This is a genomic window from Algoriphagus marinus, assembly GCF_001936475.1.
GTDB lineage: Bacteria > Bacteroidota > Bacteroidia > Cytophagales > Cyclobacteriaceae > Algoriphagus > Algoriphagus marinus.
Map to the genome: position 1 here is coordinate 225,805 of NZ_MSPQ01000006.1, position 13,472 is coordinate 239,276.

The 13,472-nt window shown below is 41.0% G+C and carries 10 protein-coding genes; 1 reads left to right on the forward strand and 9 read right to left on the reverse strand.

What is annotated here, in order from left to right; genetic code table 11:
• Positions 1-27: 27 nt before the first annotated feature.
• From BVC88_RS11440 to BVC88_RS11475, 8 genes are all read right to left on the reverse strand, one after another.
• On the reverse strand, positions 28-1,647 hold the full coding sequence (locus tag BVC88_RS11440; protein WP_075350817.1) for a hypothetical protein: 1,620 nt from the start codon (positions 1,645-1,647) through the stop codon (positions 28-30).
• Complete coding sequence (locus BVC88_RS11445; protein ID WP_083639078.1) at positions 1,644-3,890, reverse strand: hypothetical protein; 2,247 nt, start codon at positions 3,888-3,890, stop codon at positions 1,644-1,646. Before BVC88_RS11445 ends, BVC88_RS11440 begins: the two co-directional genes overlap by 4 nt.
• Positions 3,821-4,996, reverse strand: a complete 1,176-nt coding sequence (locus tag BVC88_RS11450; protein ID WP_075350818.1) for a BatA domain-containing protein — start codon at positions 4,994-4,996, stop codon at positions 3,821-3,823. Before BVC88_RS11450 ends, BVC88_RS11445 begins: the two co-directional genes overlap by 70 nt.
• The gene (locus BVC88_RS11455; protein ID WP_075350819.1) at positions 4,993-5,862 is read right to left on the reverse strand and encodes a DUF58 domain-containing protein; all 870 of its coding nucleotides are present in this window, start codon (positions 5,860-5,862) and stop codon (positions 4,993-4,995) included. Before BVC88_RS11455 ends, BVC88_RS11450 begins: the two co-directional genes overlap by 4 nt.
• A complete protein-coding gene (locus tag BVC88_RS11460) occupies positions 5,849-6,847 on the reverse strand; it encodes an AAA family ATPase (protein WP_075350953.1) in 999 nt (332 codons plus the stop codon). Before BVC88_RS11460 ends, BVC88_RS11455 begins: the two co-directional genes overlap by 14 nt.
• Positions 6,848-6,849: 2 nt before the next feature.
• Complete coding sequence (locus BVC88_RS11465) at positions 6,850-7,467, reverse strand: DUF4159 domain-containing protein (RefSeq protein ID WP_075350820.1); 618 nt, start codon at positions 7,465-7,467, stop codon at positions 6,850-6,852.
• 278 nt (positions 7,468-7,745) lie between these two features.
• Positions 7,746-9,062, reverse strand: coding sequence for a TldD/PmbA family protein (locus BVC88_RS11470; RefSeq protein WP_075350821.1), 1,317 nt, complete (start codon positions 9,060-9,062; stop codon positions 7,746-7,748).
• A 17-nt stretch (positions 9,063-9,079) separates the two neighbouring features.
• On the reverse strand, positions 9,080-10,723 hold the full coding sequence (locus BVC88_RS11475) for a TldD/PmbA family protein (protein ID WP_075350822.1): 1,644 nt from the start codon (positions 10,721-10,723) through the stop codon (positions 9,080-9,082).
• 287 nt (positions 10,724-11,010) lie between these two features.
• Here BVC88_RS11475 and BVC88_RS11480 point away from each other — a divergent pair, with 287 nt between their 5' ends.
• Positions 11,011-11,517, forward strand: coding sequence for a tellurite resistance TerB family protein (locus BVC88_RS11480; protein ID WP_075350823.1), 507 nt, complete (start codon positions 11,011-11,013; stop codon positions 11,515-11,517).
• Positions 11,518-11,663: 146 nt separating this feature from the next.
• On the opposite strand, the gene BVC88_RS11485 is transcribed toward BVC88_RS11480, so the two are convergent.
• Entirely contained in the window at positions 11,664-13,424 is a 1,761-nt protein-coding gene (locus tag BVC88_RS11485; RefSeq protein WP_075350824.1) for an APC family permease, read from the reverse strand.
• Positions 13,425-13,472 lie beyond the last annotated feature (48 nt).

Genomic DNA, 13,472 nt, shown 5'->3' on the forward strand with positions numbered 1-13,472 from the left:
CACAAATAAATTCTTTGAAAAACCCTATCAATCCCAAAGCTTTGGCTCCAGCCAAATTAAGGTAAGCAGGAAGAGTAGAATAAGTCCCCAGGCCCAAAATGGAATAGGATATTTACTGGAATTAATTACTGAAGAGGAGGAAATCCAAGACTGAGATTTGAGAAAAGCTGCTCTTTTTTGCTGTGCTAAAATACTAGGCCAATCATTCATCCCTGAAATATATACCTCTCCTATCTCCCCAAGTTTTACCCATCCGGAATCCAGAGAGACAAAGTCCAAAGTTTTAGTTTTTGGATTTACCAGAGACTGACTTATTGAAAGGGTGTCTTTTCCGAAGATCAGATTATCAACAGAATCACTTGAATTAAGAGAAATGGTCTCATATTCTCCCCAAAAAACAGGCGCACTAACTCCCCAATTGGATTGATTTTCAGGCCGTAGTTCTCCAAGAATCTTTTCCCATAATTTATCGTAACTCGCCGAATCTCCGGCCTGTGTGATCGAGAAAGTAGAAGTCAGCAAACTGGTTACTATTTTAGAATCTCCAACTCGCTGTGCAGCAATTGAATTTTCAAAAAGGCTTTCCTGCAAGATCTTTTCTTGGAAGGTGAAGGGTAAAGCCTCCAGTCCACCTATAATTTCTCGGTTTTCCGCAGTTCCGGTTTTTAAAACTTCAAAATTGGTTTCGAAGACCTTATTCAGTATATCAATTTCTTTCTGAGGATCATTCAAATTAAGCAGAAGCAAGGAAGCTGCACGTCGGATTTGATTTTGGATTTTGGTATTTGAGAGTTGTGAAGGATCAATGACAAATACATCAATGGAATCGAGCGGACCGCTTCCTGTCAACAACTCTGAATCTTTCGAAAGGCGAATTTCTTCCTGAACTTGTTCCCCTTTCCCAATCAAATAACGACTTAGCGTTCGAATCTCAGGCCCAGGAAAGCCTACTTGAACTTGGTAACTAAGCCGCGCTGCGGGCAAAACATAAAACTGAATCTCGCCCAAAACCAATTCTCCTAATCTCAGCTCTAGTTCATTTCTCCCCAAAATGGAAACGGGAAAATCCAACTCCAAACTGTTACGATCAGAGTCAATTTCAATCTCTTCCAATTCGTTTCCTTCTTGGAAAATCGAGATTGTAGAACCTGTGCTTAAATCCATCTTCAATCGGATTTTCTGGACCTCGCCTTGATAAAGAATTCCTTTCCAATCCAAAAACTCAGGTTCTGTTGTCGAACTTGGGATAATCCAATCCAAAGATTTAGCACGAATAGAATAAAGAAAATCCTTCGAAAAGTTTTTTCCCAAAAGAATCAGCGAATCGGAATTGGATTGAAAATCATCAATCGAAATCACCTTCTCTACTCCTATGCTATCTTTCCAAAAGTCTATTTCACTTTTATCAAGCTCCTCGGAAACAAGCAAAATAGGACTTGAAATCTGCTCAGAACTCCAAACCGGATTCAGCATAAAAGTCAGCAATGCAAAAAACAAAAGTGCATTCAAGAGCTGTTTAATCCCTTTTCGTTTGGAAGAGAAATCAGATCTCTGAATCCGAATGATTTGAAAAATCAGCAATAAACTGATTCCTATTCCAAAAATCCAGGTAAAAAGCGGGGAGACAATCGGTTCAAAATCCATCATCTTAGTTTTGCCCAAAATGCCTGTTGCAATTCTTTTTCTGCCTGAAAGGAAGCATCAAGCTTTGAATCCTTAGCTACCAATGGATAGAGCTTTTTAAGCAAGTCAGACTTACCTTCATCGCTTAGCCTTCCGGTACTCAATTCCTGCAAATGAATTAAAACCGACCACTCCGAAAGACCGGAATACTGTATCCGCTCGGTCCAAAGCTGGCCTAAGCGTTGGATTTTCAATTGATCTTCTGCTCTTAATTCGGTTTGAGGAAGCATCCCCAAAACAGTTGCCGCCAATGGCGCCAACTGCTTTTCCCTAGCAATCTGCTCTTTAAGGATCACCGCATCTATTTTTTCTAAATTCCCGGACATTCGCTTTTCTTCCTCTTTGATTGGGGGAGGATCGTAGTTTGTTCGCTTTACATAAACCCGTGATTTTTGCTGAACGGTTTTCAGGTATTCTAAGGCTTTTTCTTGATAGGGCAAGGCTTTCTCCGGTTCGAAAAGTCTCAAATAAAGCTCTGATTGCCACATTTGCTCTAAGGCCATTTTCAACATATTTTTCGTCGATGCCTCGTAGAACGTATTCATTTCCTCATCCTCGTGATTGTGAAGATAGGAATCCAAAATCCCTCCAAGTCCTCCGTCTTCCGAGTTTGAATGCTCTTCATGAACTTCTATTTTTTCAGGTTCGGCGACCGGATTGGGCAGACCAACAGCCCCCTCATCTTCATGGTCATGATCATGTCGAAATCCTGCCAGCAAATCTTCCGGATCTTCTTGTTCCATGGTCCCTCCTCCAGCTGAGTTCTCAAATTCCTCACCTAAATATTGCCCATAGCGCAAGCGGAGCAACTTTTGATCATAGCCTATTTCATTGGAAGTGACATTGAAAGCTCGCTCGGCAATAGACTTTTTAGAAGCAATAAGCTTCTCCGTATCAATAATAATCTGTCGCTGACTTCGGAAATAATCCGGCATCACATGGATTGCCATTCCCATCACTTGTTCCTCAGTCATTCCTGTGCTATCCACAAAATTCAGAAAATAAGTATCCGATCTGGAAAAATTTGGTTCGGGTCGCCTGTTGTCTATCGCTGCCCAATAATAATACAATTCATCACCAGGCTTGAAATCCAAGGCTTTTAAATCCAGATTCAGGTCGATTTTTGAGGCTTTGAAATTCTTTTGTTGAATCGAAATTCGAGTCTCCCGGAATTTCACATTCTCCCCGGAGCCCCGAGCCAAGGTGGCGACTAGATAGACTTCTTTGACCAAAAAATCATCGCTGAGCTGAGCTTCCACTTTTTTGGACAAACCGTCTTTGTGAAAGTGGTAGGCGTACAATTCCTTTTCTGACGGGGTAATAATTGGAGCTAAATCTTCAATTGCCTCAATCTGAAAAAACGCAGATTCATAAACCAACAAATCGCCATTATAGGCCTGAATGGCATAAATCCCCGATGAATTCAACTGATCCGAAAGTGCAAAATCAGTCGTACTTTTTTCAAAAGCTAAAGAATCCCGAAGTGAATTGATCAGAAAAACTTGTAGCTCTGGATTGGAAAAGCGAAGTGACCAAGAAAGTCTCGAACCCTTCAATGCAGTAATCTGAAGTGAACTTTGGGAGCTTTCAGGAATTCCGGAATACGAAGGCGGACTAATTCGTATCGAGATTTCTTCCAAAGAAACTGCCAGGTCCTCCAAGGAATCCGGAAGAGAAATACGGTTTTTCCGTTCCAGGATTGATTCAGGTGAAGACTTTTCAGGAATGATTTTGGAAACTCCAAATACAAGCAAGGGTAACAGAAGCAGCAAAAAGAAAGGGGCAACTTTCCGGAAATCTATTCCTGCCGGATCGGCATTCATCTGAGCTTCGACTCGATCCAATTGCAATTGCTCGGCAATATTCAAGTCGATTTTATCCAACAATTCAAGACTGAACTCCAAGCCTTTGGTATGCTGATGTAAATGGGAAATGGCGGCCTTTCGATGATTTGCAAAACCACCCAATAAATAAAACGACAGGATAGCGATCAGTTTCCCAAGAAGAATCGCCCATGTCAAAGAAGTTTCTAAAACCATAAACAAGCCAAAAAAGCTCAACCCAATCAATGCTGATTTAAGCAAAATCATACCAAAGATTTGCTTTTCAATTCGGGCGATATGGGATTGCAGCGATTTCAAATTCCTTGTTTGAAAGCTAAGTAACGTTCGATCATCAAAGTCCCCAAAAGCAAAGCCATCAGCCATTCGTTGAGATTGGCTTTTTGAGGATTAGAATTTTTGGGCTTCAACAAAAACCGATCAGAAATCCTTTCTGAATTAAGTGGCGTTGATTTTTGATTTATGCCGAGATGATTTAAGAATTTCCCCAAAATCAATTCCGGCAATTGCCCGTTTCGGATCAATTCAGATTCATCAAAAATCAGTGAATTGGCAAAAATGACTTGATTTTCAGACTCAGGATATTCAATCAAATTCGAGAAAAAGTAAAGCTTTTCAAGATCAAGTTTTCCAAGTGCTTTGTTTGAAAATACTAAAGCAGCTGAATCCAAACTCTCGGTTATCTGAAATTCGAATCCATAAACTTCCGAAATGGATGATAACGCAGCTTCTATAAATTGCCTTTCATTCTCTGAATTTTGAATCAGAACAGGAATCGACTTCTCAGAATAATCAAAAGTTGGATTTTCTCCTTCACCAACATTAACCGAGTCTAAAACCCCAGCCTCATTTAATGCGAAGACTCGATTCAATCTAGTTTTAAGGAATTGAGTTTTGGACCTCCCGGCGGAAGCTTCTCCAATCTGGAAAGTTGGTAAAACTGGACTCGAATAAAAATCAGAAGAAAGTGCCAAGTTTGAATTGGGTAAATACAAAATCAGCGAATCCAACTCCTCCGGCAATTGATCCAACGTGCTTTGAAGATTGGAATTAGAAATATCTTCAAGGCCAAAAAGGGCATCAAGCGTGGTGATTTCTTTTGAAGGATTATCGGCCAAAAGCACCAATTCTTCTCGTTCAATTGCCTGCTGAATTTCAAATCGAAACTCCTCCCAAAGGGCTTTTTCACCAGTCAGAACATGTGCGATTTTCTTTTCTTGTGTTGTTGGATTACCTATCCAAAAAAGCTGCGCTAAAAGGAGAACCAACAAACCAATAAGCAAAATACGAAGTGCCAATAGCAGCCAATTTTCAAGTTTGAATCCTTTGGAAACCTGATTTTCATCGACATTCAAAAATTCCATCGCAGCCCAGGCAATCGTCTTCCCCTTCTTCCCATTCCAGAGGTGGATCAAAATCGGAATGCTGATCGCCAACAATCCCCAAAGCGCTATGGGATTCAGAAAACTCATGAGAAACTTCGCTCGTCTAAAAATCGGCTGATCACCTCAGAAATGGAGTCCGATAGTTTCACTTGGTAATAATGCACCTGAGGATGCTGAAATGACTTTTCAAGCTTTTCTAAATAAGCGGAAATTGCGACCTGGTAATTCCTACGAACAGAATCACCATCTAGAGTAACTACTTGATCGCTCTCCAAATCATAAAATTTCAAATTTCCTTTTTGATTAAAATTGAGTTCTTGATCTCCCAAAATCTGAAATAACACAATCTCTTTTTTTGGATGTCGCATTTGCTCCACAATATCAATCCACTCAGATTCCTTTTGCAAAAAATCCGAAACGAAAATAATCAGTTCCTTCTGTTTGGATTTCAATTCCGGGAAATCTTGTTGCCTTATTGGCCAGCTACCCGCGGCTTTCTCCTCTTCCAAATGATAAATAATCCGTTGAAAAGCTTTCGGTGACGGGGCAACTTTTTGAGTGACTTTCCCTTCCTGAAAAGTAAAAAACGAAAGCGAATCCCCCTGCTGATTACCCAAATAAGCCAAAGAGGCAATCAGACTATTGGCATAATCCAGGCGTTTAATTCCATTTTCAGCGTAATTCATGGAGCCGGAAAGGTCCAATAAAATCCGGATATTCAGGTGACTTTCAGTTTGAGACTCCTTGATCATATGCTTTCCTGAGCGGGAAAAATACTTCCAGTCGATCCGCTTTGGATCATCTCCTGGTTCGTAGTAGCGATATTGCTCAAACTCGCTCCCCACACCTACCCGTTTCCCAAAATGTACCCCATGCTTGAGTTGCTCGCTGATAATCTTGGCAGCAAGTTTTAAATTATTTAGCCGTACTATTTCAAGGTTACTGGCGTGCATGAATTTGGGAGGCTTCCAGGATTTTCTGAATGATCAAGTCAGGTGAAATGTTTTCTGCTTCAGCACGGAAATGTAGGGAAAGCCGATGTCTCAATACCGGAAATGCCAGTTTCTCGAGATCCTCCGGAATCACCGAAAAGCGACCTTTCACCAATGCACGCGCTTTGGCACAAAGTACGAGAGATTGACCTGCCCGTGTTCCTGCTCCCCATTCCACGTAGCTTTTCACCGCATCCACATTGGATTCTGCAGGACGCGTAGATCGGATGAGTCTATTGATTTTAGCAAGCAATTCTGAATCAATATGCACTTCTCGCGTAAGTTGCTGAAGCTTTTTGATCTCAGAAGTAGTAAAAACCAGCTCAGGCTTTGCTCGGTATGTTCCGGTTGTCTTTTCCAAAACTTCCAATTCCTCCCTTTCCGAAGGATAGCCCAATTTGATATACAAAAGAAAACGATCCAGCTGTGCCTCCGGAAGTGGATAGGTTCCTGCTTGCTCGATGGGATTTTGCGTAGCAATGATCAAAAATGGATCAGGTAAAGAATGATGCTGACCTCCATAAGTGACCATCTTTTCTTGCATAGCTTCCAGCAAAGCTGCCTGTGTTTTGGGTGGAGTTCGGTTGATTTCGTCAGCCAAAACCATATTGGCGAAGATTGGCCCTCGATTAAATTGGAAGAATTTCTTTCCAGTCTCATGATCTTCTTCCAGAATCTCAGTTCCCAAAATATCACCAGGCATCAAATCGGGGGTAAACTGAATTCGTTTGAAATTCATTTCCATCACTTCAGAAATTGACTTGACCATCAGCGTTTTTGCTAATCCCGGCACTCCTTCTAGCAAGCAATGTCCACCTGCAAAAAGGGTGATGATGATTTCCTCAATGACTTCCTCCTGCCCGACAATCGTTTTTGCAATCTCCTTTTTCAACAAAGGAATTTTATCGACGAGCGCTTTATAATTAGCTAATTCTTCCTTTTCCAAAATCAATAAGTTAAAGCGTAAACCACGATGTTGACGCCAAATTTGGTATTGTCTTCCTTCAGAAATCGTTTGTTTCTAAAGTCGTAATCCCATTCACATCCATAGTCCTTATTGCTATATAAGACGCCAATCCGACCATTGATAACTACTGCTTTGAGGTAATCGTGAATCAGATCATCGCCCCAACCGTTGAGCTCAAAGGAAGTAGCCGGTGGGCCATCTTCAAATTTGAAGAATGCGGTATAAATGGAATGGTTATTTGGGATTTTTTGTAGCGCATTTGCGCCAAATGTCTTTGCCATTTCCGCTTCAAATGATTTAGCGAAAAGTCCATCGATGTCATGATTGCAGTCGTCCGCAAATACAAAACCTCCATTTTCGACATAAGTCTTAAAGTTCTTTCGCTCCTCAGCGGAAAACTCTACGAGCTTATGCCCGCTGAGGTAGCAAAAAGGACTCTTGAAAATCTCCGCACTACTCAACTCCACCACTTTCTCCTGCTGATCGACGGGAATGGTGGTGTACTCGATCAGTGAATTCAATAGATTCGATGGCATTCGCTGATCTGTATCCCAGTTTCCTGAGTTGTATTTTAATCTTGTAAAGAAGAAATCACTCATTCAGTTGGCAGTTTTCAGTCGGAAGTTCTCAGTTGGCAGTTTGCAGTGTGCAGTACGCAGTCGTCTCCTGTACAGCTGTCGGGAGCGAGGATTGCGATAGAATCTAAATTCATTACATCTCTTTCAAATCCGAAGCAATCTTTTTTAGCTGGCAGTTTTCAGGCGGCAGTCGCCATTGCAAACTGCACACTTCTAGCTGAAATAAAACCTTCGAGGTCTGGAAAAGACCTCAAAGGTTAAGAATCTGCTCGCTGAAAATTGGATACTGCTTACTGTAATTATACTGCGTCTGACAAACTTGTAAATGTAAAGTCTCTGATTTTCATTGCCGGAATCAAGTCACCGCCAACCCGCTGCTGTTGCCCTAAGGCTTCAATATTATTGAGCATGATGATTGGGCTTTCGTTGAATCGGAAGTTCTTTACAGGGAACTTAATCTTTCCATTTTCGATGTAAAAGGTACCATCTCTGGTTAATCCCGTGAAAAGAAGCGTCTGTGGATCTACGCCTCGGATATACCAGAAACGCGTCACCAAAATCCCTCTTTCTGTAGAGCTAATCATATCAGCCAGGGATTGATTCCCTCCTTCAAAGATCACTCCACTTGGTCTACCTACTGGCTGAACACCTTGCTTTTCTGCCCAATAGCGGGAATAATACAAGTTTTTAACCACTCCGTTTTCAACCCATTTTACTGGCTTTTGTGGATAGCCCTCATTGTCCCATGGAGCACCCGGAATAATTGGATTTGAAGGGTCTGAATAAATATTCACACGCTCATCAAATAGCTTCTCCCCAATTCTTGTTCCTCCACCCTTTTTGCTCATAAAGCTTCTGCCCTCATCTGCACTTCTGGCATCCAGACTTCGGGTCAATAAACCCATCAAATCTCCTGCTGCTGTCGGCTCCAAGATTACGGTGTATTTTCCGGGCTCGATTGCCTGTGCATTGACAGAAGCCTGCGCTTTTTGCATCGCAATATTGGTGACCTCCCTTGAGTTTAATAAGTTCACGTCATTGTAATCACGAATCGCATAACCAGATCCTAATCCATCGGCTGTTCGGACGGTCACGGAGAAATCCACGGAAGTACTCTTGTTATAGCCAAACATTCCTTTGCTATTTCCCATGGCTGTAAATCCGGAAAAGTCTTCCAAATATCCAGCTGCAACAAGATTTTTCTCTCCGCTTGGTCCCATGCTATCTGCACCAATCTGTGCCCGATAATCTGGATTGATATCATCTGTGCTTTGCACAAAAGTTTTGGATTCCGGATAATCCTGAGGTCCGAGCATAGGCATATACTCCGGATTTTCCGGAGCCAGCATCGCGATTTCCTCTGCTCTTGCCACAGCCTTTCGGAGTGATTCATCATCAAGTTCATTGATACTTGATGAGCCAGACTTTTTCCCGTAAACGGAAGTGATATTCAGCCCGATTTCATTTGTTTCTCCGCTGGTGCTGACATTGTTACGAGCATAACGGATATTCCCAGTTCTTCCCCCGGATAGCGTGACTTCTGTTTCGTCAGCTTTGGCGTAAGAAAGAACTTTATCTATAATTTTCTTCGCTTCTTCTTGTGTTAAAATTGCCATAATTCTCGCGTTGGGGGTTAAATATTTCTTCCGGTGTTAATCACATTGACTGCGTCAAATCGAGTCGTCGAACTGCCGTGAGATACTGCAGAGCTTTGCGAAGGCTGTCCTTTGCCATCGAAAAATGAACCGAAGAATTTGTAATCATCTTTGTCACAAATCTGAGAACAAGAATTCCAAAACTCCTGCGTATTTGACTGGTAAGCCACATCCTCCAGCATTCCTACGATTTCACCATTTTTGATTTCATAGAATAATTGACCTCCAAACTGGAAATTATAACGCTGCTGATCGATGGAGTAGGATCCTCTTCCCAGAATATAAATCCCCTTTTCAACATCTTTCACCATTTCTGCTACACTGAGCTTTTCGGTACCCGGCTTCAGCGACACATTTGGCATTCTCTGGAATTGTACTGAGCTCCAGTTATCTGCAAAGCAACATCCATTTGATTCTTTTTCGCCCAGGATTTTCACTTGATCACGAATCGCCTGATAATTGACCAAAATTCCATCTTTGATCAAATCCCACTCCTTACATTTCACTCCCTCGTCATCATAGCCAGTATTACCTAGGGAGAAAGGTTGAGTTTTATCTGCAACGATATTCACTTTGTCAGAACCGTATTTGAAATTACCGGATTTCCACTTGTCCAAAGTGGCAAAACTGGTTCCTGCATAATTCGCCTCATAGCCTAATACACGGTCCAATTCCAATGGATGACCTACTGATTCGTGAATAGTCAAACCCAGGTGATCAGGGTCAAGGACTAAATCATATTTGCCAGGAACAACGGATTTTGCAGTCAATTTCTGCTGAGCATGTTTAGCTGCGTTTACAGCATCTTCAAGCATGTCATAGGAATTTCTATAACTATTAAATCCAGCTGGATTCATTGACTTATCTTTTGCCAGGCCATCGAGGTATTCATAGCCCATGCCCATTGGAGCGCTTAGCGCTTGCCTGCTTCGGAATCCTCCGGAAGTTTTGTTTACTGCGGTTACGGTGAAGTTTGGCCAGATTCTATGAATATCCTGATCAATGTATGATCCATCAGTAGATGCAAAATACTTCTGCTCATTGATCATAAAGAGTGCAGAGTTCACAAAGGCTGCTCCGTTGTCCAAAGCCGCATTGTTGACACCCAATAATAAATCTATCTTTTCTTTGACTGGAACCTCAATTGCATTCTTTTGGATTGGTGTTTTCCAAGTCACATCTCCATATCCTGGAACTGGCGCCAGTTCAACAGGTTCTTTTTGAAGTTTGGAATTTGCTTTTGCAATTGCTACGGCAGTTTCTGCGCAGGCTTTGATCCCTTCAGGGGTAACGTCTGAAGTGGAAGAAAAGCCCCAAGTGCCATTGGCAATTACTCGGATTCCAACACCAAAAGACTCAGCATTGGTGATGTTTTGAACATTTTTTTCTCGGGTGAAAAGGAATTGCTGTAAGTATCTACCGATTCGAACATCTGTATAAGTTGCGCCTTTCGCACGAGCAGCCTCCAAGGCCACATTTGAAAGCATTTTCTTAGCAGCTACATCGATCCCGGGTTCGAGTAACGTCTCAGCTGAGACAGGATTGCCCAGCATGACCAAACCGGAAGTTGCCAGTGCGCCCAGCCCCATTCCGGAGAGTTGGATAAAATCTCTTCTTTTCAATTGATCTATGGATTAAAGTGAGTGTAATTATTCTAAATCGTCTTTTCGATTCATCGAGATGGAAAGTATCCCTAAATCGGCAGTATGGCAAATAAAAATACAGACTCGGTAAAAAAATCGGTTAAATAAGGCTTATTCATCGCCTGAAAAATGAATTCAGACTAAATATCATCCCATTCGGATTTACAAAAATCATTTTTTTTAATAAAAAAGAATAAAAAATACCCTGTACAGGGTATAAGATGGCGACCAACTTTCCTTATTTTAGAAAAATAAAATTTCAGAATATGACTAGCAAAACCCAAAAACCATTCAATCATCTCAAAGGAATTATTTATGGAATCAGCGGTGACGGAAGAATCACCAGAGGAGAATTTGACGAGATGAAACTCTGGTGTCAAGCCCATGAAGGACTCAGCACTGAATCCCCATTTAAAGAATTCTATTCTGAGATTAAAGAAATCTTGGACGGAGGCACAATGACTTCTGAGGAAATATGGGAACTGAAGGCGATTCTCGATAAGCATGAAGCCCATCTCAGCAATTCAGAAAGTGATGATGCAAAACTTCAGTTTCTCCAAGGTTTATGCTACGGGATTTTAGCCGACGAGGAAATCAATAAATACGAAGTGGATATGCTTCGAAAGTGGCTTGAAGAAAACAATACCGTTCTTGATCAGAAGCCCTTTAAGGATTTACATCAACTTCTAACTGAGGTAATGGCCGATAATAAAGTAGATGTGGAAGAGTATAAAAGACTGAAAAGCTATTTTATGGAAGTGCTAAAGATGTGAATGAAAACAACTTCTAAACTTTTTTAAAAAATACTCTAAATATCTTTAATCAACTTTTTAAAAAATATTGATTATCAGTACTTAAAACAAAATCAGGACCAAATAAACACTGTCCTGATTTTGTTTTCTAACATGGCAAAATAAGATTAAATAATCAGTCTTACACCGCCCAATTCTTCAACCCTATAAGGGAAGCGATCACCTGGAGAACCTATAAACATAAAGTTTATTGGGATATTCCATTCCTTAGATAATCTATTAATCAAGGGAGGACCAAAATTATCATCCAACTCAATAAAATCAATCTTGATTTTTGGATATTCCCGATCAATCACATTTATATCATTCCTGAATTGCTCTGTAATTGGATTCCCGTTTTTTGTGGCTGTGACCACTTTCAATTTTCTTGTATGCTCATTTCTTTGAATGTACAGCATCACCTTGTTTAAGGTTTCCACATCATCATCCTTTGTGAAATAGACAAACTCCTGAGAGTTTATTTCATTGATCAAGGAAAGTATATTCTTATCAACTTTAAAAACTAATGCCCTAAATGGATCAAAGATGGTGTGCATCAGTTTCAACAAGAATTTCAGCAATACCGTCCGATTCAGCATGATCACAATAAATACAACGGAAGGAACAAAATATTCCAGAAAGACGGAGAAATTACTAGGTACCCCCTCAATCGGCTCCATTAATATATTGCCGGCCAAAGCCACAAAAACAGCAATAATTGCGGTGAAAATCCCTAGCCAACCTGCCTTTTCGGGTCTAGGCAATCTGGCACGTCTGACTTTCAAGAGGATATTGCCTATCCCAAATAATGCCATCACAGACAAGAAAGAAATGGTATAAACTCCAGCTAAAAGCTTCACATCTCCATTTGTAATCAATAAAACTGAAATGGTTAGGATCAGGAAAATGATGATAATACGATAAGAACTTCCTCTACTGTTTTTCTTTAGAAAAAACTGGGGTAAGACTCGATCTAGCGCCATTCGTTCCAATAAACCCGTCACCCCAACAAAGCTGGTGAGAACTGCTCCACTTAAGACTAAAAAGGCGTCAATTCCAATAACAATAGCCAACCAATCTCCACCCACATGGGATGCCATTTCGATTAGTAAGGTGTTTTGGTATGAATCACTTTGTAAAATCGGCAATGCAAATAATGCGAGCGCAAAAACCGCAGTAAGCGGATTTATAATGCTTACTATAATCCACATATTTTTAAGTGTCTTTGGGAACACACCTTTTTGCTGCTCTTCTACAAAGTTGGCAGAGCTCTCAAACCCAGAAACGCCCAACATGGAAGCTGCAAATCCCAGGAATATAGCATTTGTAATACTTCCTCCAGTGGTGGGGAAACTCCAATTTTCCAGGAAAATTGCAACACCGTTTGAAAAAAGAAAAACCAAAATAAACCCACTCAACAGCACAAAAGAACCCAAATGGAAGAGGAAAATGCCTATGGCTACTTTTGCAGATTCTGATACTCCCCCGATGGTCAAAGCCCCAAAAAGACCAAGCAATATGATAGTAGCAATGATAATAGGAATCGCTGGTATCAAATGGTGTAGGTAATGGATCGCTTCATTTGCAGAAATAACGGCTGTAGCCATATAAGACAACAAGGTCAAGGTGGCAGCAAATGAAGCTACAGATTTACTTGTAGTATTGAGTAAGGCATTGTAAGCACCACCATTGAGCGGCAAGGCGCCAACGACTTCGCCATAGATCTTCCGAAAAAGAAAGAGTACAAGAGAGACAATAAGTAAAGTAATCCAGGCATATTGCCCAGCAAATGCAATTGCTAAAGCCGACACATATAAAACGGAAGAACTGATGTCGTTTCCACAAATTGCAGTAGATGCCAAAACAGATAGCTTCTTATGTTTTTTCATAATTCTATGTCGTTTTTTCAGTTGTGAAGACTCCTACTTGGAAATCTT

Bases quoted from the DNA above. Each gene is read 5' to 3' on its own strand.
- BVC88_RS11440 (WP_075350817.1), bottom strand. From the start codon at position 1,647: ATGATGGATTTTGAACCGATTGTCTCCCCGCTTTTTACCTGGATTTTT.
- BVC88_RS11445 (WP_083639078.1), bottom strand. From the start codon at position 3,890: ATGGCTGATGGCTTTGCTTTTGGGGACTTTGATGATCGAACGTTACTT.
- BVC88_RS11450 (WP_075350818.1), bottom strand. From the start codon at position 4,996: ATGAGTTTTCTGAATCCCATAGCGCTTTGGGGATTGTTGGCGATCAGC.
- BVC88_RS11455 (WP_075350819.1), bottom strand. From the start codon at position 5,862: ATGCACGCCAGTAACCTTGAAATAGTACGGCTAAATAATTTAAAACTT.
- BVC88_RS11465 (WP_075350820.1), bottom strand. From the start codon at position 7,467: ATGAGTGATTTCTTCTTTACAAGATTAAAATACAACTCAGGAAACTGG.
- BVC88_RS11470 (WP_075350821.1), bottom strand. From the start codon at position 9,062: ATGGCAATTTTAACACAAGAAGAAGCGAAGAAAATTATAGATAAAGTT.
- BVC88_RS11480 (WP_075350823.1), top strand. From the start codon at position 11,011: ATGACTAGCAAAACCCAAAAACCATTCAATCATCTCAAAGGAATTATT.
- BVC88_RS11485 (WP_075350824.1), bottom strand. From the start codon at position 13,424: ATGAAAAAACATAAGAAGCTATCTGTTTTGGCATCTACTGCAATTTGT.